General features: G+C 49.4%; 20 protein-coding genes. 15 read left to right on the forward strand and 5 right to left on the reverse strand.

The window, feature by feature from the left end; genetic code table 11:
- Positions 1-6: 6 nt before the first annotated feature.
- The 9 genes from HMPREF9194_RS00180 to HMPREF9194_RS00220 all read left to right on the forward strand — a co-directional run bounded on the left by HMPREF9194_RS00180 (position 7) and on the right by HMPREF9194_RS00220 (position 11,293).
- The gene (locus tag HMPREF9194_RS00180; RefSeq protein ID WP_016524343.1) at positions 7-4,476 is read left to right on the forward strand and encodes a 2-hydroxyacyl-CoA dehydratase; all 4,470 of its coding nucleotides are present in this window, start codon (positions 7-9) and stop codon (positions 4,474-4,476) included.
- The gene (locus HMPREF9194_RS00185) at positions 4,451-5,962 is read left to right on the forward strand and encodes a hypothetical protein (protein WP_016524344.1); all 1,512 of its coding nucleotides are present in this window, start codon (positions 4,451-4,453) and stop codon (positions 5,960-5,962) included. Before HMPREF9194_RS00180 ends, HMPREF9194_RS00185 begins: the two co-directional genes overlap by 26 nt.
- 111 nt (positions 5,963-6,073) lie before the next feature.
- Positions 6,074-6,229, forward strand: coding sequence for a 50S ribosomal protein L34 (gene rpmH, locus HMPREF9194_RS00190; RefSeq protein ID WP_016524345.1), 156 nt, complete (start codon positions 6,074-6,076; stop codon positions 6,227-6,229).
- A 12-nt stretch (positions 6,230-6,241) separates the two neighbouring features.
- A complete protein-coding gene (rnpA, locus tag HMPREF9194_RS00195) occupies positions 6,242-6,601 on the forward strand; it encodes a ribonuclease P protein component (RefSeq protein ID WP_016524346.1) in 360 nt (119 codons plus the stop codon).
- Positions 6,598-6,837 carry a membrane protein insertion efficiency factor YidD gene (gene yidD / locus HMPREF9194_RS00200; protein WP_051127814.1) on the forward strand — a complete coding sequence of 80 codons (240 nt, stop codon included), beginning with the start codon at positions 6,598-6,600 and terminating at the stop codon, positions 6,835-6,837. Before rnpA ends, yidD begins: the two co-directional genes overlap by 4 nt.
- A gap of 32 nt (positions 6,838-6,869) precedes the next feature.
- A complete protein-coding gene (gene yidC, locus HMPREF9194_RS00205) occupies positions 6,870-8,693 on the forward strand; it encodes a membrane protein insertase YidC (protein ID WP_016524347.1) in 1,824 nt (607 codons plus the stop codon).
- Between the two features lie 45 nt (positions 8,694-8,738).
- Positions 8,739-9,434 (forward strand): RNA-binding cell elongation regulator Jag/EloR, encoded by a 696-nt coding sequence (jag, locus tag HMPREF9194_RS00210; protein WP_016524348.1) that lies wholly within the window; start codon positions 8,739-8,741, stop codon positions 9,432-9,434.
- Entirely contained in the window at positions 9,424-10,269 is an 846-nt protein-coding gene (locus HMPREF9194_RS00215) for a DUF6675 family protein (protein WP_016524349.1), read from the forward strand. The genes jag and HMPREF9194_RS00215 overlap by 11 nt, the downstream gene beginning before the upstream one ends.
- A gap of 73 nt (positions 10,270-10,342) precedes the next feature.
- Entirely contained in the window at positions 10,343-11,293 is a 951-nt protein-coding gene (locus HMPREF9194_RS00220) for a peptidylprolyl isomerase (protein ID WP_016524350.1), read from the forward strand.
- Between the two features lie 17 nt (positions 11,294-11,310).
- Here HMPREF9194_RS00220 and HMPREF9194_RS00225 read toward each other — a convergent pair whose 3' ends face one another.
- Both HMPREF9194_RS00225 and HMPREF9194_RS00230 read right to left on the reverse strand, forming a co-directional pair.
- A complete protein-coding gene (locus tag HMPREF9194_RS00225; RefSeq protein WP_156827973.1) occupies positions 11,311-11,700 on the reverse strand; it encodes a hypothetical protein in 390 nt (129 codons plus the stop codon).
- 36 nt (positions 11,701-11,736) lie between these two features.
- Positions 11,737-12,579: an SH3 domain-containing protein gene (locus HMPREF9194_RS00230; protein WP_016524352.1), complete on the reverse strand. Its 843-nt coding sequence runs from the start codon at positions 12,577-12,579 to the stop codon at positions 11,737-11,739.
- 378 nt (positions 12,580-12,957) lie between these two features.
- On the opposite strand from HMPREF9194_RS00230, the gene HMPREF9194_RS00235 reads away from it, so the two are divergent.
- The gene (locus HMPREF9194_RS00235; protein WP_040846083.1) at positions 12,958-14,439 is read left to right on the forward strand and encodes a hypothetical protein; all 1,482 of its coding nucleotides are present in this window, start codon (positions 12,958-12,960) and stop codon (positions 14,437-14,439) included.
- 7 nt (positions 14,440-14,446) lie between these two features.
- On the opposite strand, the gene HMPREF9194_RS00240 is transcribed toward HMPREF9194_RS00235, so the two are convergent.
- Complete coding sequence (locus HMPREF9194_RS00240; protein WP_040846385.1) at positions 14,447-16,108, reverse strand: YifB family Mg chelatase-like AAA ATPase; 1,662 nt, start codon at positions 16,106-16,108, stop codon at positions 14,447-14,449.
- Between the two features lie 207 nt (positions 16,109-16,315).
- Between HMPREF9194_RS00240 and HMPREF9194_RS12020 the strand changes: the two genes are divergently transcribed.
- From HMPREF9194_RS12020 to HMPREF9194_RS00260, 4 genes are read left to right on the forward strand one after another with little or no spacing between them, the layout of a single operon-like run.
- Positions 16,316-17,587 carry a Crp/Fnr family transcriptional regulator gene (locus tag HMPREF9194_RS12020; RefSeq protein WP_016524355.1) on the forward strand — a complete coding sequence of 424 codons (1,272 nt, stop codon included), beginning with the start codon at positions 16,316-16,318 and terminating at the stop codon, positions 17,585-17,587.
- Between the two features lie 51 nt (positions 17,588-17,638).
- Positions 17,639-18,598 (forward strand): thioredoxin family protein, encoded by a 960-nt coding sequence (locus HMPREF9194_RS11700; protein WP_016524356.1) that lies wholly within the window; start codon positions 17,639-17,641, stop codon positions 18,596-18,598.
- A 17-nt stretch (positions 18,599-18,615) separates the two neighbouring features.
- On the forward strand, positions 18,616-19,881 hold the full coding sequence (locus HMPREF9194_RS00255; protein ID WP_016524357.1) for a hemolysin family protein: 1,266 nt from the start codon (positions 18,616-18,618) through the stop codon (positions 19,879-19,881).
- Positions 19,878-21,152, forward strand: a complete 1,275-nt coding sequence (locus HMPREF9194_RS00260) for a hemolysin family protein (RefSeq protein ID WP_016524358.1) — start codon at positions 19,878-19,880, stop codon at positions 21,150-21,152. The genes HMPREF9194_RS00255 and HMPREF9194_RS00260 overlap by 4 nt, the downstream gene beginning before the upstream one ends.
- Here the strand turns inward: HMPREF9194_RS00260 and HMPREF9194_RS00265 are convergent.
- Together HMPREF9194_RS00265 and HMPREF9194_RS00270 are read right to left on the reverse strand one after the other, a co-directional pair.
- A complete protein-coding gene (locus tag HMPREF9194_RS00265; protein WP_016524359.1) occupies positions 21,104-22,150 on the reverse strand; it encodes an omptin family outer membrane protease in 1,047 nt (348 codons plus the stop codon). The genes HMPREF9194_RS00260 and HMPREF9194_RS00265 overlap by 49 nt on opposite strands.
- Positions 22,140-22,913, reverse strand: coding sequence for an RluA family pseudouridine synthase (locus HMPREF9194_RS00270; protein ID WP_016524360.1), 774 nt, complete (start codon positions 22,911-22,913; stop codon positions 22,140-22,142). Before HMPREF9194_RS00270 ends, HMPREF9194_RS00265 begins: the two co-directional genes overlap by 11 nt.
- Positions 22,914-23,074: 161 nt before the next feature.
- On the opposite strand from HMPREF9194_RS00270, the gene HMPREF9194_RS00275 reads away from it, so the two are divergent.
- A complete protein-coding gene (locus HMPREF9194_RS00275) occupies positions 23,075-24,613 on the forward strand; it encodes a phytoene desaturase family protein (protein ID WP_016524361.1) in 1,539 nt (512 codons plus the stop codon).

A 24,613-nucleotide genomic window follows, 5' to 3' on the forward strand; every position in this document is an offset into this window, starting at 1 on the left:
GATATTGTGGAACAGCTTTTATTCAAACCGGCTTCCGAGCCGGTTCGTTTAGGTATAGATATAGGCTCTACGACCGTAAAGGTCGTCGCATTGGATGCGGATTCCGAAATCGTATTCAGCCAATACGAGCGCCATCGCGCCGATATCCGCTCTACGATTATAACCGTAGTCGGCAACGCATTGGACAGCATTGAAAAGAAGTACCCCGCAAAGGAAACGCAGCGCTTGAGCATCCGCGTAACCGGGTCGGGCGGGCTTGCCGTGTCGCATTGGCTTTCCGTTCCTTTTATACAGGAAGTCGTCGCCTCGACGACGGCGGTAAAAAAGCGCATTCCCGAAGCCGACGTCGTTATCGAATTGGGCGGCGAAGACGCCAAGATTACGTATATGACCGGCGGCATGGAGCAGCGCATGAACGGTACCTGCGCCGGCGGAACGGGCGCCTTTATAGACCAAATGGCGGCCTTGCTGGAAACCGATGCGCCCGGCTTGAACGAGCTTGCGCGCGGCTTTTCGACGATTTATCCCATTGCGGCGCGCTGCGGCGTATTCGCCAAAACCGACATTCAGCCGCTTATCAACGAGGGCGCCCGCCGCGAAGATATCGCCGTCAGTATTTTTCAGGCTGTCGTAAGCCAAACCATATCCGGCCTTGCGTGCGGAAAGCCCATACGCGGGAACGTCGCCTTTTTGGGCGGCCCCCTGCACTTTTTGGATCAGTTGCGCGAGCGTTTTATCGTTACCTTAAAACTTGAAGGGAAGGCCGCCATCGTTCCGGAAAACTCCCAGCTTTTTGTCGCCGAAGGAGCGGCTTTGTCGGCTGAACGCGCGTACAGTTGTGTGCAAAGCGGCGAAAAAAACAAGTTTCCGACGGTTGCCGAATTGCGCGAATCGCTTAAAACGCTTGTCGGCGCCGAAATGAAAGAAGTTCAGCGTTTGCAGCCTCTGTTTAAAAACGAAGAAGAACTTGAAGAATTTCACAAGCGCCATGCGGCCGAAATGGCGGCTACGGCCGAACTTGCCGATATAAGCGGTCCGGTTTTTTTGGGCTTGGACTCCGGTTCGACGACGACCAAGGCCGTTTTGACGGATTGCGACGGACGCATTTTGTGGCGTTTTTACGACGTAAATGCGGGAAATCCCGTTGAACTTGCCGTGCGCGTTTTAAAAGATTTATACAAGCTTTTGCCGAAATCGGTATACATTGCGCGCGCGGTTTCGACCGGCTACGGCGAAGCGCTGTTTCAGGCGGCGCTGAACGTTGATGCGGGCGAAGTCGAAACGATCGCCCATTACCGTGCCGCCGATTTTTTTGTTCCCGGCGTCGAATTCCTCTTGGACATAGGCGGTCAGGATATGAAGTGCCTGCGCATGAAAGACGGCGCAATCACTTCGATACAGCTGAACGAAGCCTGTTCGTCCGGCTGCGGCAGCTTTTTGGACAACTTTGCGCGCTCGCTCGGCATGGACGTGCGCACCTTCAGCAAAAAGGCGCTTTTGGCCGAAAACCCCGTGGACTTGGGCAGCCGCTGTACCGTTTTTATGAACAGCCGCGTAAAGCAGGCGCAAAAAGAAGGCGCGACCGTTGCCGATATTTCCGCCGGACTTTCGTATTCGGTTATAAAAAACGCGCTGTTTAAAGTCATTAAACTGCGTAAAGCGAGCGACATCGGCACAAAGGTCGTCGTACAGGGCGGAACCTTTAACAACGACGCGGTGCTGCGCGCTTTTGAAAAGATTTCCGGCGTAAACGTGTTCCGTCCCGACGTTGCAGGCCTCATGGGCGCCTACGGCGCGGCTTTAATCGCCATGGATCAGTGGAAGGATTTGACGGCTATGCCTGCCGGCGCAACGACCGAAGAAGCCGAAGCCTTTGCACGAAAAGTCAGTACGGGGCAAATTCATTCGGGCATTGCGAATCTTAAACAGCTTGAATCTTTTAACGTGAAGCTGGATTTGCGCCGCTGCGGAAAATGTTCCAATAATTGTCTTTTAACGATAAATACGTTCAGCACGGGCGGAAAAAGCAGAACCTTTATTACGGGCAACCGCTGTGAGCGCGGCGCCGAAATCGAAGGATCGGAAAACGTCGTCGATGCGTCGAACGCACGCAATACGAATACGGCCGGAGCCGGAAAAGACGGCCCCCTGCCGAACCTTTTCGCATGGAAGTACAAACGGCTTTTTTCGTATGTGCCCTTAACGCCTGATAAGGCTCCGCGCGGAGACGTGGGGCTTTTGCGCGTTTTGAACATGTACGAAAATTATCCTTTGTGGTTTACCGTTTTTACAAAATTGGGCTTCCGCGTGCGCTTGTCGCCGCGTTCAACCCGCGCAATTTACGAACAGGGGCTCGAAACCATTCCGTCCGAATCGGTGTGCTATCCGGGAAAAATAAGCCACGGCCATGTCGCTTCATTATTGAAAGCCGGCGTTAAATTCATATTTTATCCCTGCGCTCCGTACGAAATGCAGGAAGACCCCTTGGCGGGCAATCACTACAATTGCCCGATCGTTACCAGCTATCCGGAAGTTTTGCGCAACAACGTGGACGAGTTGCGCCGCGATCCTTCGATTACCTTTATGAACCCCTTTTTGCCCATATACGACAAAAAGCGGCTCGGCGAACGCCTGTATGAAGAATTGAGCGTAAAATTTCCCGATTTAACATTTAAAGAAGTAAAGGATGCCGTCGAAGCCGGCTGGGACGAACAGGAAAAATTCCGCAGCGAAGTTCACGAGCAGGGCGAACAAGCCCTCGAAGAACTTATTCGGCGCGGAGCGGGCGGCATTATTCTTTCGGGGCGTCCCTACCACTTGGATCCGGAAATCAACCACGGCATTCCCGAATTGATTGCCGGGCTGGGTTTGGGCGTTTTAACCGAAGACAGCGTTGCGCACTTGGGTTCCATTGAACGGCCTCTGCGCGTTGTGGACCAGTGGACTTATCACAACCGTTTGTACCGCGCCGCCTCTTTTGCGTCCGGCATGCCGAATTTGGAACTTGTGCAGCTTACGAGTTTCGGTTGCGGTTTGGACGCGGTAACGGCCGATCAGGTTGAAGAAATCCTGAACGCACGGGGGCGCATGTTTACCCTCATAAAAATCGATGAAGGTTCAAACTTGGGCGCCGTGCGCATCCGCATACGAAGCCTTATTGCCGCCGTAAAAGAGCGCGCACGGCGCCATACCGAAGTCGTTGTGCGAAGCGCTTCTTACAGCCGCCCCGTTTTCACAAAAGAAATGAAGATTACGCATACGATTTTGGCGCCGCAAATGTCTCCGATTCATTTCCGCTTGGTACAGCAGGCGTTTTTGTATTCGGGATTCAAATTCGTCATCTTGCCGGAAGTCGATGCGGCGGCCGTCGATACGGGGCTGCAATTCGTAAACAACGACGCTTGTTATCCGTCGATTCTGGTTGCGGGGCAAATGATTGCCGCGCTCAAATCGGGCTTGTACGATTTGAATCACGTGAGCCTGCTCATTTCGCAAACGGGGGGCGGCTGCCGCGCGACAAACTACATCGGATTTATCCGCCGCGCTTTGGCCGACGCGGGCTGGGCGCACATACCCGTCATCTCGCTGAGCGCTCAGGGATTTGAAAAAAACCCCGGCTTTAAAATAACGATTCCGCTCCTTATACGGGCGCTGCGCTCGGTTATGATCGGCGACCTGCTCATGCGCGTGCTGTACCGTACCCGCCCCTACGAGGCGGTCAGCGGTTCGGCGAATGCACTTTACGAAAAGTGGAACGAAAAAGCGCAAAAAACTTTAAAGTCGCTGTCGGTGTTTAAATACAACCGGCTTGTAAAAAATATCGTGCGCGAATTCGACGAACTGCCGCTGTTGCCGCAGCGCAAACCGCGCATCGGCGTTGTCGGAGAAATCCTCGTCAAATTCCACCCGACGGCGAACAACGACATCTTTTCGACAATCGAACGCGAAGGCGCCGAATGCGTTGTGCCCGACTTGGCCGACTTTTTGTTTTATTCGTTTTCAAACGGTATTTTCCGCCACAGAAAACTCGCGTTTTCGAAAAAGACCGAACGCAATGCGCGGCTTTTGGTGTGGGCTTTGGAATTGTTCCGAAAGACGATAAAAAAAGAACTGAAAAAAAGCCGGCGCTTCGATCCGCCTTCGTCGATCTACGATTTGATGCGCGGCGTCGACGACATCGTTCAGCTGGGCAACATCACCGGCGAAGGCTGGTTTTTAACCGCCGAAATGGTTGAACTCATCGAAGAAGGCGTGCCGAATATAGCCTGCGTTCAGCCCTTTGCGTGCTTGCCGAATCACGTTACCGGCAAAGGAATGATTAAGGAATTGCGCACGCGCTACCCCGACGCGAACATCGCCGCAATAGACTATGATCCGGGTTCCAGCGAAGTCAATCAGCTTAACCGCTTAAAGCTGCTGTTGGCAAACGCCCCCGAAGGAAGGCACCCCGATGAAAAAAAGACGGCTCACGCATAGCTTTGCGCGTAAAAAAAATTTGTTGCGTTCTTTTCGTTTTTTTACCTGTGCGGTTTTTCTGTGTGCGGGCGTTCCGTTTTTGTACGCACAGGCTGCGCAAAAAACAAAGGCGCCTCCCGTCCGCGAAATTCCCGAATCCGCTTCGTGCCGCAAAGAATTGATTGAAACGTGGTTTATGCAGGATCCCGAAATCGTTCGCACGGCCGAACCGCAATTGATGCAAAACAGGGTCGGCGATTATTTTCTTGTCCGGCAGGAAGAAGAAGACGGCCAAATGCGCATTATCGTTGCGCCGCTGGTACGGCAAAAAGTGCTTATGGCCGTAAACAATCTTGAAATGTCTTCGGAAAATCCGGCCGCACCTTCCGTCGGCGAACCGGCCGACGATTTGCAGACGGGAGTTCAGCCCGTAACGGTGATTCCTTCGAATGCGGGCAAGGCTTCCGCTCCGGCCGCCGTTTCCGAAAAGTCCGCCGAGGAAAAAAACGTTCCGTCCGCCCTTCCGCCGGAAAACGAAAACACGGCAAAAGAAATATGGATTGAAACATGGCCCGAAACCGCGCCGGGCAGCTGGGTTTTATACCGCGACGCACTGACGGGAAAACCGTTGCACATCCGTTATTATATTGTGCCCGACGGTGAGGTGTACGCCGATTTTTTCCCCGGTAAAGAAAAATGCCTTGCCGATTTTGTCGTATTCGGCGCCGTTGCCGCAGGCGGGGTTCCCGTTCCCGTCGGCTTCGACCGTTTTTATACCGCGACGCTCGAGGATCTTTCGCGTTTAACGCGCTATACGCTGCCGTGGAATTATACAAAGGTTTTTTCGTATTCCTATGACGGCGTAAAGCAAATGATCGGCCTTGTGCGTTTTTTACTTCCTTCGCTGCACAAAAGCGGGAAAATCTCTGGCGAGGGTGCATCGTTAAACTTCGTAAAATGGATTGTCGACGGGCTTGTAAAACCGCTTACGGGCGGCACCGTGCGCCTCGAAGAAGAACAAACGGATGCGAAATCGCTCGAAAACATCAGAACCTTGGCGGCCGCCGCAATTTCGGCACGTACCGACATCGTGTACGACCGGAACACTTCCGGAGCCGACGTAAAAACCGACGCTTTTGCGTATTATATCGATGCCGACGGCGTACCCAAAAAAACCGGCTACGCGTTCAATTCGGGCTATCCGGTCGAACTTTTAAAGCCGCTGTTTTACGTGCTTGCCGTTACCGAAGCCGACCGTTTCTTTTTGGGTGCGGTGCGCCAAAGCTTGCCGCAAACCCAAGCCGGTACGGTCGAGCGGCAGGTTTTTACGGGCACCGCCGCCTTTTTCCCGTGGTTCGATTCGCAGGGGCGCTTTCAGCTTTCGGTATTCGAAAAAGGGGAAGAATACACAATCGACGAATTTGCAAAAAAATATCGCGGCGGCTTTGTGTCCCTCGTCCGCATAAAAGCGTCCCGGGATTTCTTTCCCGACCGATTTGAGGACTGAGCCGAATCCGCCTATTGACCAAGCTCTTCAAAACATGTTATTCTAACAAACCGTTATTAAAATTCGGGGGCTTCCGCTTTGTGAAGCTCTTGTATATAAGAGGAGTGTTCCATGAAACGGACATATCAACCCAGCAAAGTTAAAAGAAACAGAAAATTCGGTTTTAGAGCCCGTATGAAAACACGCGGCGGACGTTTGGTGCTTAAAAGGCGCAGAGCAAAAGGACGCTATAAACTGACCGTATCCGACGAAAAAAAACCGTATTGATATCCGGCATAAATGGAAATAAAACCGCGTAAAACCGGATCGTTCGGCGCCAACGAACGTATAAAAAAGAGCGGCGACATCCAGCGTTTGTTTAAAAAAGGGAAAAGGGTTCATACGGCCGGCGCCAAACTGTTTTTTTTGTTTACCGGCACGGACGCAAACCGAATCGCCTTTGCCCTTCCGAGAGGTTTCGGAAACGCCGTTCAGCGCAACCGGAGCAAGCGGTTAAGCCGCGAAGCATACCGTCTGTTGCGGGCGGATATGCGCGCCGGCTACGATATGGTTTTATTGGTATATCCGGGAAGCGATTCGCTTGAAAAAAGATGCGCCGAAATGCGGGATTTGTGCGGAAAAGCCGGGCTGTTTGTATGAAAATACCGATTTTTTTTAAAAAACCGCTAACCTTTTTTTGTATCGGCTTGATCCGTTTTTATCAAATATGCATATCGCCTCTTTTTCCGCCGTCGTGCAGGTTTTATCCGACTTGTTCCGAATATGCGCTCGATGCGGTACGCAAATACGGAGCGTTTAAAGGTTCTTTTTTGGCATGTAAACGCATACTGCGGTGCAATCCTTATTGCCGGGGAGGCTACGATCCCGTTCCGTAAAAAAGCCGGCTACTATTTTATCAGGAGAAAAAATGGATAAAAATACAATTTGGGCTATAGTCCTTTCTTCGCTTGTTTTATTTGCGTCGTTTTTTATTCAAAGCAAATTTTTTTCGAAGCCGCAGCCGGCCGAAAATACCGAGGTGCAAAGTCAAACTTTGCAAAACACGGCGAACACTCCCTCCGCAGTAAATGCGGCGCAGGGTTCCGATTCGATGCGCCTTTCCGCAGCCGATTCCGCGGAAGAGCCGGTTGAAGACGAAGATGCGGCCGGCGAAGAGGTTCTTGAAGAACGGGAATACGTTATTGAAACGAAGACGATTAAAGTGCGCTTTACAAACCGCGGCGGGGATATTATCGGTTATGAATTAAAAGACCATTCGGACGGCGGAAAGCCCGTTCAAATGGCAAAAAACATCAGCCCGACGAACCGCGCTTTTGCGCTTGCCTTCGGCGGTTCGGCAAACGCGATTGTAAACGATTTGTTCAACGCAAAAATCATCGACGACAGAACGATCGGCTTTTATAAAAAATTCAGCGTTACCAATTCGACCGGCGGTCAAGATTCGTTTACGCTCGTAAAGCAGTATACCTTCGATCCCGAAGAATACGTTTTTAAACTGGATATTACGATCGACGGCGCAAAAAACATGAACGGTCTTGCGTTCGGCGATGCCGCATACACGCTGCGCAGTTCGCCGCAAATCGGGCCGTATTACAACCCCAAGGTTGACCGCTACGAGCGCCGGACCTTTATATTTTACACAAAGGAAAAAGTAAAAAAGCTTAACTTGTCGAACGGGCAGGTTAAAGTGTACGATAAAGGCTTCAACTGGGCAGGCGTCGCCGGAAAATACTTTGTGCAACAGGTAATTCCTTTAACTTCATCGGCGATTCAGTCGGCCTCGTATTCGACCAAAAACGAAGTGGACAACTTTCAGGACGCGCAACTCCTTTTAGTCCGCGCGCCCGTTTCCGGCTCTTTTGCGCAGGATTCGTACTATGTGTACATGGGCCCCAAGGTCGAAAAAAATCTGGGCATATACAATAATGCCGCCGAAAACAATTGGAAGCTTTCGAATCTAAAACTCGATGAAGCGCTCGGTTCCGGCTGGCTGAGCTGGCTCGAAACCTTTTTGAAATTCCTTATGGAATTCTTTTACAAACTTATTCCGAACTGGGGCGTTTCGATTATTTTAATGACGATTTTGCTGAAAGTCGCCATGTTCCCTTTGACGAAAAAAAGTTCGGTTTCGACGCTGAAAATGCAGGAACTGCAGCCGCGCATTAAGGAAATTCAGGATAAATACAAAAATAATCCGGAAAAAATGAATGCGGAAATGGGCAAGTTCTACAAAGAAGCGGGTTATAATCCGCTTTCGGGCTGTTTGCCGCTGCTCATTCAGTTTCCGCTTATTTTTGCAATGTTCAATTTGTTCAACAACTATTTTGAATTCCGCGGTGCCATGTTTATTCCCGGCTGGATTCCCGATTTGTCGGTCGGCGACAGTATTTATATTTTCCCGTCGACGATTCCGCTTATCGGAGGATCGGCGCTTAGGCTTTTGCCGATTATTTATGTCGCTTCGCAGCTTTTGTTTACCAAGATTACGCAAACCGCTTCGGCGAACGCTGCCGGCGGCAATTCCATGAAGCTTATGATGTACGGTATGCCGCTGTTTTTCTTCTTTATGTTTTACAGCGCGCCTGCCGGACTTTTGCTTTATTGGACGGTCAGCAACTTTTTGCAGCTTATTCAGCAAATGTTTATAAACAAAATGATGCACGCCAAACGCGTTGAAATGGGACTGGCCGAAGAAAATAAAAAGCCGGTTTTAAAAAAGCGGAAAAAGTAAGCGCGCGGCGGAAATTAAACGGATTTTAATTAGGCGAGGTACGCTATGGTATATGAATATGAAGGAAAAACCGAACGGGACGCTATTGAAGCTGCGGCCGCCGATCTCGGTTTGGAACAAGACCAGTTTGACGTTGAAATTATCGAAACGCAAAAAAACGGGTTGTTTAAAAAAGGCCACGTAAAAATCCGCGTGCACACCGACGATGTACACGCGGGAAAAGAAAGGCGTGAAAACGCCGCCGCATCGCGCGATTCGCTTTTTGCGGATCCCCTGCCCAAGGATGAATTTGAAAAAAAACTTATCGATTTTATCTGTTCGGTTGTGCGTAAAATGGGCTACGAATGCACGGCCGAAGTGATGTTCCGCGAAGAGTATAAAATCGGTATAAAGCTTTCGTCGCCGAATTCGTCGGTTTTGATCGGTCGCAAGGGTAAAACGCTTGACGCGCTCCAGCTTTTGGCGAACGTGTATGCGGGCCGCCTCGACAATCCGGATACGAAGATTGTCCTCGATACGGAAAATTACCGCATACGGCGCGAAGAATCCTTAGTGCGCCTCGCATACACGACGGCAGACCGCGTAAGAACAAGCCGTTCGTCCGTTTTGCTCGAGCCGATGAATCCTTTTGAGCGCCGCCTTATCCACACGACTTTAAATGATATCGGCGACATTGAAACCAAAAGCGAGGGTGAAGGTTTATATAAACAAGTGAGGGTTTTATATAAAGGTGTTCGTTAATAAACCGAAAGCACAGGCTGTAGTGTGCGCGCTTTTTTTTGCCTTTGCGTGCGCTTTTTTGTGCGCGCTTGCGGGCGAAGGCGAAAGTACTTCCGGCCGCGAAAGCGCCGCTCCGGCGCTGCAAAGTCTTTTGCCTGCCGAAACGGTGGCCGAACTTTTGCAAAAAGGACGTATTCAGCGTTCATTTTACGGCGAAAAGAACGTTACGCTCGGTCTTTGCCCCGACACGGAATTGTGCAAAAAAGCCGCTTTTTCGTGGGATAAAGAAAACGAGCCGGTATTCATCGTCGAATCGCTGTATCTTATTCCGAAAACGGGCGGCGGCATCGATGAAGTTTCGGCCGTTTTGCGCAATTTATCGACTATGACCGGCATTCAGTATTATTCGAATTCCCGCAACAGATGGGAAACCTTATATACCGACGTGCATACGGTAAACAATCCCGAAGAGCGCAAAACGATTCCCGACCCCGTCGACCGAAAAACGGACGGACTTGTTTCGTACGTGTACCAAAAAGACCGCTCGCTGAACGGCTGCGTATACCGGTTTTCGTATGCGGAAGACTCGGGCGAAACCGCTTTTCGTGCGGTAAATACGGAAAAGCTTGTTTACAAGGGGTTTAACATCGTAAAGCCGGGCAATTTGGTTTTAAGTTTTAACGCCGTTGAAACCGAAGATTCCATTGTGTGTTATATCTTAATACAGGCGGATGCGGCGAAAATTCCTTTTGTGTCGGACAGGCTCGCCAAATCCTACGGTTCCAGAGCGGACGCCGTATATAATTGGTGTTTGTCCGAGTATAAAAGTCGGACAGCCTTAAAAACGGGAGATTGATGTGCATAAAAATTTTAAAAAAACGGCCGTTACGGCGATTTTTGCGGCAATTTTATTCGGAGGGTATGCTCAAATGAGTAAAGCAACGGACAGCATAAAAGATAAGGACGGCGTTTTTGCCGTTATGGAAACGACGCGCGGAGATATCGTACTTGAACTGTATTATAAGCAAACTCCCTTAACCGTTACGAATTTCGTCGGTTTGGCCGAAGGAGCGCTCGATGCGGCGAAGGGAAAGCCCTTTTACGACGGCTTGAAATTCCACCGCGTTATAAGCAAAAAAAACGGTGATGAGCAGGATTTTATGATTCAAGGCGGCGATCCTCAGGGAACCGGCCGCGGCGGGCCGGGCTATGTTTTCCCGGACGAAATCGTTTCCGATCTGCGCCACAATAAGGCGGGCATTCTTTCGATGGCGAACGCCGGTGCGGGCACGAACGGCAGTCAGTTTTTTATTACAATTGTGCCAACGCCGTGGCTCGACGGAAAGCATACCGTGTTCGGCCGTGTTGTCGCCGGACAGGACGTTGTCAATTCGATGCTTGTAAACGATGTGATAAAAAAGGTAACGATTATCCGCAACGGAAGCGAAGCGAAAAAGTTTACGGCGACCCAAGCGGACTTTAACCGCTTAAAAAAAGAAGCCGGTGAAAAGGTCTTTAAAGAAATCGAAGCGAAATTCCCCGGCGCGAAAAAAGACGCGAACGGTATTTATTACCTTGTAAAAAAAGACGGAAGCGGCAACAAGGCGGGCAAGGGCCGGCAAGCCGCCGTGCATTACACGGGTTCTCTTTTGAACGGACAGGTGTTCGACTCTTCGCAGGGACGTTCTCCGCTGCGCTTTACGACCGGTGCCGGACAAATGATTCCCGGCTTTGACGTTATGGTACAGGACATGAAACTGCACGAAAAACGCACAATCGTGTTGCCGCCGAATATGGCGTACGGAGCGAACGGCATCCCCGGCGTCATTCCGGGCAATGCGTACCTCGTGTTTGAAGTGGAGCTCACCGAACTGCGGTAATGAGGGAGAGCCCCGGACTATCGGGGCTGTTTGATGTCGACCGGAGACAGGTCGTATTCCCTTTTCAGTGCTTTTGTTTTCATACAGTTTGTCGCATGACAAATCCGGTTGGTCGTTCCGAATAATTCCGTATCCGCCCGGGTAGATTTCCGCACCGGCAAAAAGTTCCGAAAAGTGACGGCGATATTTCGGACGGCGTTTTTTATCGTATCTGCTTTACAAATTGCCGAATCGTTCTCTAAATATAAATTCATCCAAGCCGTTTTCATATCCGATTCGTGCATAAAACTCTTTAATAGCCGTCGTAAGTTCATTAAACCTCCGCGGCATCCCCTTGCACAAACCGAGAAGAAAAAATGCAAACCTTTATTGCAATGTCCCGCTCCGGTTTCTTCATAATCGCCCATAAGATTTGAAAAACCGAATTTTTTTGATCTGTACTTCTAATCTTCAATTTTTATAAAATCTTTCCCATCCCACCGGTAAGATATGCGCTTGATTCTGGGAGCCGATTCCTTGCCGTTTTCCCATCTTATATAAGTATTGATATGTTCTATCCTGTCTCCGTTAAATTCAAATTTTTCGACTGTTTCATGGTGCGTTTCAGACCAACTGTTGGAAAGCGTCGCAAAATATTTTAACGTCCCGTTTACAAAATAAAAATATCGTGCTTTAGACCAGCCGTCGCCTCCAACGCTTGAATCGCCGAAGCCGCTTATTGCAACAAGAAACGATACATTCGGTACCAAGTCTTCGCATTTGACTATCGAATAAGACGTATCTTCCGCAATGGGTTTTTTGTAAAATTTTTCTAAATCAATATGTTCAATATGTGATTTTTTTATCAGCACATGATTTTTATTTACATTATAAAAACTTGGATGGACATCGGAAACCGCCCCTCCTTTACGTTCGGTAATGCAAAGACATGCAAAAATCTCATCTTCCCCGTCGTTATCGAGATCCCCTACAGCCTCTTTGCAGGAAATATATCGACCGCAGATATAACCCGTCCCTTGGGCGCAGGAGATTTTGTACCACGGTGCATAATAGCCTTCCTCTAAAAGCCATTCCCAATCTTTATTCCATTTGATAATACGAACCGCATCGCCTGCATTCAGCTGAAACAGTTTTTCACCGGAAAGGCTCGGCGTCGAGCGGACATTCACTTTGTTATCTATGACATAATGATCCCAGCTCTTGTCGTAATCTACGGCGATGTACTTTTGTGCATACAAGCCGAGTGAACTCACAATAAACAGCAAACAACAAATCGGTTTGTTCATTTTTATAGTCTCCCAAATATATGCTGCGTTATCCTTTTTTAAGGTCAAGAGAGTACCGGGAATGCGGCAGATAAACCTATAATAACAAAAATTTCGTTAAACTGCTATAACGGCAACGGAAATGTCTTCAATTATATCGCAATCATTGTACTGTAGATATTTACAGAAAAATTTCATATATTGCAAAAAATGAAAACAGAACAATAGCTCAACAAGTAGTAGTTTTACTTGAAAAGAGTTTAGAGCAGCAAGAATCAAATATCGGACCGGTATTTGCGGCTTTTGCGGACTACGGAATTTCTGATGTGAAAAAAAATATCGGGTTGGCTTTAAAATCTACCCCTGTACGGAAATCGCTTTTTTTATTATATTGGACGTATGAAAAACTATATGAAAATCAAACCGATTTATTGCGTGTTGGCCGCCTGTGTTTTTGTTGCGGTCGGCTGCGCAAGTATGCAGGTTTCGGGAAAAAATCCCGTAGACAGAGCCGTTTCCGCCGCCGCGCTTCTTATCGACGGCAAAACGTCCGATTCGTACATAAAAGTGTATAAAAACGAAATGGATAAGGCGGAGCTTTTCATTGCCGACATGATCAAGCGTGCCCAAGTCGATCAGCTTGTGTATGCCGACATTGCCGATTCAATTCCCGGTTGGATTGTGCTGTACAGCCGCGTGGAACTTTTGCAAAAGCAGTATCCGAACGGTTTAGCCGGAAAAAGGGAAATCGTCCGCTTTGAACCTGTGGATTATACGCAGCTTCAAAAAGATGCCGGAGAAAAGGCCGCCGAGGCTTTATATGCGAAGGCGCTCGGCATATATAAGACCGCCCGTTCTCCCGCGTCGGCCTTGGATGCGCTGCCGTTTTTAAAGCGTGCTAAAAAATACGGCACACAGCCGAACGAAAAAGTAAACGAGCTGGGTGCGTTGCTTTGTTATGATGCGGCCGAATCGTTTGCGCAATCCAAAAACCCCGACACGCTTTTAAAAGCTTCCGAATATTACGCTCAGGCGGATTCGTGGCAAAGCGGTTATAAAGGCAGCGCCGAAAAAAGTGCTCTCCTTAAACAAAAAGCCGCCGGTCTGTATGCGGAAGAAGGCGATGCGAAGGTAAAACTTGCAAATTATACGGCCTTCCGTCAGGCGAAAAAGGCCTATGCCCAAGCCGAAAAAATCATTCCCGGCTCGGTTACGAAAGAGCTTGCCGACGTAAGCGCAAAATTGACGCTTAAACTGGTTATCGTCTACGGCGGAACGAATTCAAGCTATCCGGGTGAAGCGCGTGTCAGAAAAGCACTGCAAACCGCGGTAGCCTCTTCGACGATGGGGCCCGACAGTTTGGACGTCCGCTTTGTCCGCGACAGCGGAACGCTCGGCTTGCTGCTTTCCGGTTTGGACGGCGCCGATATTGTGCTTTTGCCTTCAAACGATTTCGGTAAAGTAAAGGAAATTTACGGAGCGGTTAAAACGTCAAAGACTGCCGTATCGAAGAATGTGAACGGTATAACTTACACGGGAACGGTCATCGAACAAAGTCAAAAAGTGACCGTATACTTCCAAGACGACAGCGTTTTGTACGATATGCGTAAAGGTAAACGGAACATCATTGAAGTGTTCCGGGAAGAAGCGCATAAAACGAGCAAAACCTTTACTTCCCGCATCTATCAGGGCGACGATATGGCAAAGCCGGCCGGGTTTGATGCGGGCGCCTTGTATGTGCCCGGTCAGTACGACCTCTTTTTCCCGAATTTCCGGCAAAAAAACGACGATTACGTTCCCATAACGGAAAACCTCGGCACGCTGAACGAAGCGGGCAAAAAGCTGTGCTGGCTTATTTCAAACATACAGTATCAGCCTTAAGCACGGTTTAAAACATCATATGGATGCCGCCGGCGTTCCGGTGGAAAAGCACCGCTTTTTCCATATGATGTTTTTGAATGCGCGCGCTTTTTTCCGTATCGGCGCAGGTACGCGCAAGTTTTATGCAGCTGTGTATACCGCGCGCCGAAAAAGCGAATCGCCGGGCGCTCTCGGTTAAAAAGCGCTCGGCCTCTTCGCCGAGCGGACAAAATTGCCGAATTTCGGCCGCTTCGAGCCGGGCGTTCGGTTTGCCCTGCCGCTTGCGTTGTATGGCCGTCGCATCGGCGATCGCCTCACGCAGCTGCGCGGTGGACAGCCTTTGTTCGGCCGAAAAAAAACCGTCCGCATCCCCTTCGCGTGTTTTTACCGTCTCGCCCGGACCGATAAGCGCAACGCGGATGTCGATTCGGTCGAGTAAGGGTGCCGAAAAACGTCTCCAATACTGTTCGACCGCCTGAGGCCGGCACAGACAAATTTTATCCGTACTGCCGAAATTGCCGCAGGGGCACGGATTTGCCGCCAAAAGCAGCTGAAAGTGAGCCGGGTATTCGGTGCTGCGTCCCGCTCTGCTTAACGTGATTTTCCCTTCTTCGAGCGGCACGCGCAAAGCCTGTAAAACCGATATGCGGAAGTCGGCCGCTTCGTCCAAAAACAGCACGCCGTTGTGTGCAAGCGATATTTCTCCGGGGCGGCAGTGCATGCCGCCGCCGATAATCCCTTCCGCGGTTGAACTTTGGTGCGGCATTCGGAAGGGCGGATCCTGCAATATCCGCGTACCGGACGTTAAAAGACCGGCGATGCTGTAAATGCGCGTTACGGTTAAGGCCTCTTCGTGCGTCAGGCGCGGCAAAAGCGTATAAAAGCGGCTCAGTGCAAGCGTTTTTCCGCAGCCGGGCGGGCCGTATGCGATAAGGTTATGTCTTCCCGCAGCCGCTATTTGCAGCGCTTCGATTAAAAAACCTTGTCCGCTTATTTCGCGGTAATCCGCTTGCGGCGGAAAATCGGAAAAAACAACCGGCTCGTCCTTTATGTTTGCGCATTCGCTTGAGCGTGCGGCGGGCAATTCCGCGGTACGATCGTGCGCACCTGTGTCCGTATCGAAAGATTCGGTAAAGCCGCAGTCCGTGCCGACGTCTGCATCTTTTTGTTCGCTTTCGGACGCAAGTTTTGAAAACAGTTCAAAGGCGTCCGTTAAAAATCGCACGGGGAAGACCTTCATCGACGAAAAAACGCCCGCCTCGGCGGTATTTTCCGCGGGAATTATACAGTTGCGTATGCCGTATTCCCGTGCGGTCGAAAGCGCCGCATGAACGCCGCGTACCGCCCGTATGCGGCCTGAAAGTTCCAATTCCCCCATAACGAGCGCCGCATCTTTTGCGATCCCGTATTCCGGATGCTCTTTTTTGTGCAGCACGGCAAGCGCGATTGCCAAATCGAAGCCGGCACCCTCTTTTTTTACATCCGCCGGCGACAAGCTGATCAGTACCCGTTCAACGGGAAACTCGAAACCTGAGTTCCGTATGGCGGCTCTCATGCGCTCCCGCGATTCGCGCACCGCGTTGTCGGCAAGACCTACCATGTCGACTGCGGGAATGCCGCGTCTCAAATCCACTTCGATCGTGACCAAAGCGCCTTCATAGCCGAAAGGCGAAAAACTCATAATCTTCATATACATTATAATAGGCGTCGACGGCGAAAAAAACGGACTTTCTTCGCTGCGTCGCAAAAAAAAGCTGCAAAAAAAACAATAGCATATTTTTATGTTTTATGTTATAATAAACGTACGGAATTCCGGGATGCGCCGATTTGTTTTGCCGGCGTGCTATCGGTGTCGATTTCGGAACTCGCCGTATCTCAGACAGTCAGAGGAACAGTCATGCCTAAGGCAATGCAGTACACAAAAGGTTCGATTATTTACTTCTCGGGTGATCGCGACGAAAGAATATTTATTTTGCAGCAGGGACTTATTGTTTTAACAAGTACCGATATCGAAACCGGCGTACCGCAAACGGAGCATATAAAGCGCGGCGAATTTTTCGGCGTAAAGTCGGCTTTGGGACATTTCCCGCGCGAAGAAACCGCAACGGTTGTTGCCGATAGTCTGGTTATAGCGCTTAACGTCGCCGAATTCGAAAAAATGTTCAGCGAAAATAAAGCGATCATTATGAAAATGCTGCGCGTGTTTTCGAATCAGCTGCGCGCCATTCACCGTAAAACGGAATCCATCTTAAACAGCAACGCCGACGTTGACCAACCGACGGGCATGTTGTCGGTTGCGCAAAGCTTTCTCGAGGACGAACAGTATAAAGCCTGCTGCGACGTGTGCATGAAGCTCTTGTCGCGATTTCCGAATGCGGCAAATAAGGAAGAAGCGGCCCGGCTGTATACGAATACGAAGCGCAAGCTTGATATGCAAAAACAGCGTGGCGGCAACCAGCGCCAACAAGCTGCGGCTGAAGAATCGGAAAAAGAAGCCGCAGGTACCGGAGCCGGCGCTTTAAAGCAGTTTTCGCTTCCGGCCTTTTCGCGCTTTGCCAAAACATTCGAGCCGGGCTCCGTTATTATCGCCGAATACGAACCGGGCGACAGTTTTTATCTGATTCAATCCGGCTCGGTGCAGCTTGTAAAATGCGTAAAAGGCGCAAAGAAGAATTTGGATATTTTGCGCCCGTCCGAATTTTTCGGTGAAATGGCCATATTGGAAAATTCTCCCCGTTCGGCAACGGCCGTTGCGGTGGACAAGGTTGAAGTGCTGGAATTCAATAAAGAAAACTTCGAACTTTTAATTACCGGCAATCCCCAGATTGCGCTTATACTGCTTAAATTGTTTTGCAAGCGTATTTACGATCAAAAGCGCCGCTTCAGAATTTTGGTTATCGAAGACACGCAAGCCCGCATTGCCGATGTTTTCCTTATGTTTGCCGAAATGCAGACGCCGGCGGATCCGAACGAACGCACCATGCGCTTCAATCTGACGATTCAGGATATTTCGCACTGGGCCGGTTTGCCCGTGGACGCCGTCCGCGAAGAGGTGAACCGCTTTGTCGAAAAGCGCAAAATAGAAGTGTACGACAGCTATATCATCGTCAACAATATAGTCGATATGCGCCGTATTGTGGATACCCGCGCGGCCTTGCGCACCGCATAAAATTCCGCATTGATGTATGTTCCGGGACAAAGCAAAAGGAAGTAAAACCGTATGAATTTTCGCAAACGCGTTTGTGCCGCCATAATGACGGCCGTGCTTTTCGCACTTTTTTTACCGATTTTTTTTACCGGCTGCTATACGGATTCACCCGTATGGTACGACGACTTTAACACCGCCCTTTCGGCCGCACAGGCGGAAAATAAAGATATTTTTTTACTGTTTACGGGGTTAAAGTGGGATACCGTAAGTGAAGAGCTTCAAGTCGATATTTTCGATACGGAAGAATTCAAAAAAGCGGCGGGCAAAAACTACGTGCTGTTGCGAATCGATATCGAATATATTACTTCTCCTTCGGCCGGCCAAAGCAGCAAAAATTACCGCCTTGCAACGACTATGGGGGTAATAGCGGCTCCTTCAGCCCTGCTCGTTACCAAAGCCGGGCAGCCTTTCGCGTTTTTGCCGATGACGACTTCGACAAAGACGCCTGCCGATGTTTTAAAACTTATCCGCGCGGAGCGCGGCAACGAAAGAAAAGTCAATGCGCTGTATGCAAAAATGCAAAAAGCGTCGGGGACTGCCAAAGTAAAAGCGACGGATGCATATATAGAAGCCATTCCCGAGCGTTTTCATATGACGCTCATGGATCTGTTTACCGATATCGTCGCTTCCGATCCTGAAAATAAAAGCGGCCTTTTGGGAAAATACAAGGTGCGTAAAGCGGCGTTCGACGGAGCAAGACTGGCGGCATCCGGCGATTACGACGGTGCGGTGAATACGTTTTTGGTGCTGCTCGGCGAATCGGATCTTTTAACGAAAACTCAAATTCAGGAACTGTATTATGCCGCCGCTTATTACGCCATGCAAAGCACAAAGGTGTCGAAAGAAGACGTAAAAACCTATCTACAGCAAGCGTATAACGCCGCGCCGGACAGCTCGATGAGCGCCGATTTGTTGTCGCTTATCGATTCGTTTTCGAATATTCCGAATGCACAAAAAGCGCAGGCTCAATAAAAAGGCCGGGTTGCGATATGTTGACCGCGCTGATAGTGTCGGGAACCCTTATTCTTATCTTTTTTTCGATGATGTTTTCGGCAGCCGAAACCGCGTTTTTTTCGATAAACAAACTGCGGCTGCGGTTTTTGCGCGATAAAAAACACAAGGGTGCGCTGAAAGCCGGAAAACTTTTGGATAACAAAGAACGCCTTTTAAACACGGTGCTTGTCGGCAACAATATCGTAAACATAGGTTTATCGGTTTTGTTTACGTCCCTCGCGCTTACCTTGTTCGGCTCGAGAGGGCAGTCTTTAGGCGTTGCGCTCGCGTCCGTGAGTGCAACCCTTTTGCTGTTGATTTTCGGCGAAATTCTTCCCAAAACCGCAGCGGCCGCCCGGCCGGAAAGCGTTGCCTTTACGCTTGCAGGTCCCATAACTTTTTTTTCGTATGTGTTCAATCCGCTCGTGCGCTTTTTTACCCTGTTGTGCTCGCGCCTTATCGCGCTTTTCGGCATTAAGGTTGCTTCGCCGACGGTGTCGTTTACCGAAGAGGAAATCAAAACCTTTATCGAAGTCGGCGGCGAAGAAGGACTTATTCACTCGGCCGGCGAAAAAATGATGCGCAATGTGTTTACCTTTACCGATCTTGAAGCGCAGGATATTATGGTGCCGCGTACGGAAATCGTCAGCATTGCGCAAAACACCGGCTATACCGAAATACTCGAGCTTGCACAAAAATCGCGCCTTTCGCTTTTTCCCGTGAGGGGAAGGGACATAGACGATATTATCGGCGTGCTGTACGTTAAAGACCTGCTGCCGTATTCGGGCAGCAAAAAGGACTTTTCGGTAAAAAAAATTATGCGGCCGCCGCTTTTCATTCTCGAAACGAAAAACATGACCGATATTCAGCAAGCGCTGTACGAAAACAATCAAACGATTGCTGTTGTGCTGGACGAATATTCGGGTACGGCGGGAATTCTTACTAAGGACGATATTGCCGAAGAGATTTTCGGAACCGTAAACGACGAATATTATTTTCCCGAAAGCGAAAAAGAAGTAAAAATCAGCGAAAATGAAGCGCTCGTCAGCGGCAAAACGCGTCTTATCGATTTGTCCGAAAAACTGGGAATACCGCTGCATTCCGACTTTAACGAAACGGTTGCCGGTTTTATTATGGAAAAACTGGACGCCGTGCCGCAGCCGGGCGATTCTATTGTGTTCGACGGCTGGCGTTTTACCGTCAATTTGATGTCGGGCAGACGAATCAGACAAGTGCACATAAAGGCGGAGGTCGAACGGTGAACGTTTTGGTTTCCGTTATTGTGCTGATTGTGCTTATCGCTTTTTCCGCCGTTTTTTCATCGTCCGAAACGGCGCTGCTTTCGGTTTCGAATATTCAGCTGCGTCAAATGCTTAAAAAAAAGGAACCGAAGGCGCAGCGCATTGCATATTTGAAAAAAAATATGCCTGAAGTTTTAACGGCGATTCTTATCGGCAATAATTTTGTCAATTCGCTTTCTTCGTCGCTTGCGGCGGCTTTGGCCGTGAGTCTTCTCGGCGGTAAGGGGAATGCCGCTGCCGCGGCATGTATGACTTTTATTATCATTGTATTCGGCGAAGTGCTTCCCAAAACGATCGCTGCATCGAACGGAGTGCGAACCGCCGCCCGCTTTGCCGATTTTTTAACCGTTGTTCGGCGCGCGCTTTCGCCGCTTGTGTGGATTTTTCTTAAAATCGTCCAAGCCCTGACGTCGCTTTTGAATAAAAACCGACATCCCGAATCGGGGCGGCTTACCGAAGGCGAACTGAAAACGCTTTTCGATGTGGGCGGCCAAGAGGGAACGCTGCAAAGCGGCGAAAAAGAGCTGCTGCACCGGATTTTCGAATTTACCGATTTGCGCCTTCGCGATATTGCGCGTCCACGTACACTCGTAAAAACGGTCCGTGCCGACGCTTCGTACAAGGAAGTCGTGCAGGCGGTTTCCGAGTCGGGCTATTCGCGCTTGCCGGTTTGCGCATCTTCGTTCGACGAAATCGAAGGGCTTATTCATTTTAAAGATATTTTATTTTACGCCGGCAGCAAAAAGGATTTTTCGCTCGGCGACATCATGCACCGCGTTTTGTTCGTTCCGGAAACGCAGACGGCTTTGTCGCTTTTGCACACGTTTAAAACCGAAAAGAGGAATTTTGCCGTTGTCGTCGACGAACACGGAAGCAACTTCGGCATCGTAACGATGGACGATATTCTTAAAGCCGTTTTCGGCCGCATAATCGACGAATATAACGGTTCCGATAAAGCACCCGAAGACCGTATCGCGGTGATAAGTTCTTCGGAATTTATCGTTCCCGGCGACATGCTTTTAAGCGACGTGAATAACATCTTCGGTTTGCAGCTTGCATCCGAGGAATACGATACGATCGCCGGCTGGCTTTTGGAACAGTTCGGTTATTTGCCCGAAACGTCCGAACATGTTTTGCGATTCGGCCTTTTGTTTACGGTTGAAGAACAGCGCAGGCGGCGCATTCAGCGTATCCGCATACAATATGCAAGAGAAATTCCGAAAGAAAAATAAGAAGATCCGGCTTTGTCTCCCGTTTTTGCGAATGGTAGCGATTTTGACGAACGAGAATATGAAGCCCCTTTTAATTCCGGTACAAAGGCGGCATCAGCCTGCAATGCAATGGCATGGCGCACCGAAGCCGGATGTGTCCGTTTTTCGCTTTCCGTTTCGCCCGCGGATTTTTTTTGCGGCAGATTAAAACGCAGGGCGAGTTCCGCTTTAAATGATGCCGGGCCGAACGGGCGGTCGGAATATTGCTTGCCGATTGCCGGTGCCAGAGATGCGCCCGAAGCATCGACTATTGCGTAGTGCGTATCCGTTGCGCGAATAAAGGTGAAAGGGGATACGAAAAGACGTGCGTGTGTTTCAAACAGGCTGAAGGGTTTCCATTCGCCGTAGAGCATAATGCGCGGTTCATATATCCGCTGCGAATACGAAACGACGTCCCCGCTGTAGTTTTTTTGCGAGGGCAGGAAAGCGCTTCCGTCGTAGGCGGTCAGGTTTGTCGCCGTATAGGCAAAGCCTGCGCCGGCGCCCAAGATAAGAACTTCCGTATCAAAAAAACGGTAAGCAAGGCTTGCTCCCGTACCGAAAAAAGAATCGAGACGCATCGGGTGTTCGGAATAATCGGTAAGGGCCGAATCGAGCGTTTTCCAATCGCGGTCCTGCATGGACGAAGGGCCGGGAACGGGCAAAGCCGTCGAAAAATCGAAGACAAAACGCCAGCGGTTTATATCGCAGCCGAGTTTTGCGCCGACCGTCCACATGAAAATGTCTTTCCAATCGAGGCGGCTTAAAAGCGCATATTTGCCCGCCGAATTCTTTTTATACACGAATTCTTTTATATTTGCATATGTGCCGCCGCTCGCAAAAGAAAGGTCGAGCTGCGAAAACCACGGATTCAGTTTTGCGCCCGCATCGCTTTGCGCGAAAGCGCCGTGCGCAAAAACACACAGTAGAAAAAGTATGCATAGGCGCGTGCGCGCAAAAAAAAGACGTTCAGTTTTCATAGTGTGCAAGTGGGTCGGTTTTGTACAATTTGGCAAGCTGTTTGCGCACGGCTTCCAAATCTTTCGGGTAGGGCGCGGCGAAGACAAGCGGTTTACCGGTTACGGGATGGTCGAAGGCGAGCCGGAACGCGTGAAGGGCGAGCCGCGATAAAAGCGGCCTTTCTTCAAAAGGATCGCCGCGCCACGAACGCTTTAGTTCCGACAGGCGCACGCTCTTTTGTCCCGCCGGCCCGTATAGGGGATCGCACACGATCGGAAAACCGCATTCGGTTACATGCACCCGTATTTGGTGTGTGCGCCCTGTCAGCGGCTTTGCTTCCATCCACGAAAAAGGCCCGCACTGTCCTAAAAAGGTAAAATCCGTAACGGAGGGTTTTCCCGATTTGCGGTTGACCGCGGTACGGTGGCGTAAATCCGCATCGGGCAGCAGGGGCATGTCGGCTCGCAGCGTTTCCCAAAGCGGTCTGCCGTATACAAGCGCGTGGTATGTTTTTTGCACAAGGCGTTTTTCAAAAGCCTGCGAAAGTTTTTTTTGAGCGTTTTCGGTGCGGGCGTATAAAATCAGCCCCGACGTGTCCTTGTCGATTCTGTGAACCGCATACAAAGGCCCCAGTTCCTTTTCGGCTTCGAGATCCAAACGCGGAGCCTCCGGATCGTAACGGTCGGCGGCAACCGCCAATCCCGCTTTTTTATTCAGTACGACAAGGTCGTCATCTTCATATATCAAACTGAAATTCTGTTGCGTTTTCACGCGTAAAATCATACACTACAATGAACGCTTGGGCAAGGGCGGGATTTTATGTGCGGATTTTATGTCGATATTTAAAATTATCTGAAGAGGGAAAAATCGGTAAGACAAAAACTTGACGTATGAGTAAAGACTGATATAATTAGTAATGATAACATAACTAAAGGGGGCGTTCTATGCCGAAATATGATGCTGTCGTAATCGGTGCCGGTAACGGAGGCTTGGCAGCCGCCTGTCGAATGGCTTTGGCAGGGAAAAAGACTCTTCTTGTTGAGCGTCATAATCTTCCGGGAGGTTGTGCTTCAAGCTTTCGCAGAGGGCGTTTTGAATTTGAAACGGCTTTACATGAAATATGCGAATGGGGAACTGCCGAGAATCCGGGCGGTTGCAGAAAAACGGTTGTGAATGATTTCGGGCTGAATATTATTTGGCACCGAATTCCTGACAATTTCCGTGTGATTACAACCGCAAGTGACGGAAAGACACATATCGATGCAACATTACCTTGCGGTATAGAAAATTTTGTAAATGAGATGGAGCGGCTTGTACCGGGGTGTCGTGAATCCATACAGAACCTCTTTGATCTCGGCACGGAATTTCATGCGGCCGGTGATTATTCATTGAGCGTTGCCGGCAAGACAGACCCCGTGTATATGAAAAAACATTTTCCGAATTTTTTACGCCTCGGGAGCTACAGTGTAAATCGTGTTTTTAAAGCTATGAAAATGCCGAAGCTTGCTCAAGATATTATGAATACATACTGGGGATATTTAGGCGTAGATGCCGATCATTTGTCTTTTTTGCAGTATGTAAATATGCTTTGGCTATATGTTACTCACGGTGCTTGGATCCCCGACAAGACCAGTAACGAACTGACCACGGGAATGCTTGAATGCTTCCGTAAATTTGGAGGGGAAGTTTGGATGAACTGTACTGCGACACGGATTCTTTTTGATGATAATAAGGCTGTACGAGGTGTTGAGACTACTTGCGGGACAGTGAATACACGCTATATTTTATGCAATATGAATCAAAATATGGTCTATGCAACAATGTGTCCTCCCGAGGTTGTCCCGGAACGCATGGTCAAACTCGGTAATGCCAGAACTTATTCAGCCCGCATGTTTATCGTCTATTTGGGGCTTGATGTAAGTGCAGAGGAGCTCGGTATTCATGACTATACTATTTTCCTTCCGACTTCTGCCGATACGGTAAAAGAATATGAGGCCGGGAAACGCAGAGAAACTAATTGTAATCAGGTTATGGTTTGTTATAATGTAATTAATCCGAATTTCTCTCCTCAGGGCACTTGTGTTATTTCTCTAACCAGCGCATTTATGGATGACGACTGGGCAAATGTGGAGCAGGATGATTATGTAAACACCAAGACTGCTTTTGCAGAAAAACTTATTAACCTTTTTGAAGAACGTACGGGTTATATAATAAAGCCATATATTGAAGAAATAGAGATAGCAACTCCTTGGACAATGTGTAACTATGTAAACACGCCACAGGGTGCTGCTTATGGTTTTGAGTTAAAAGATTGGGATAGCATGATGCCGCGTATGATGATGATGGGCAGTGAATTTCCTATTAAGGGGCTGAAGTTTGTCGGTGCGGCAAGTATTCGAGGAGACGGATACAATTCCGCGATATTCAGCGGGGATACGCTTGCAAAAAAGACTCTTGCGGAAATGAAGGCAGAGGAGGTTTAA

This window comes from Treponema maltophilum ATCC 51939 (genome assembly GCF_000413055.1).
GTDB lineage: Bacteria > Spirochaetota > Spirochaetia > Treponematales > Treponemataceae > Treponema_C > Treponema_C maltophilum.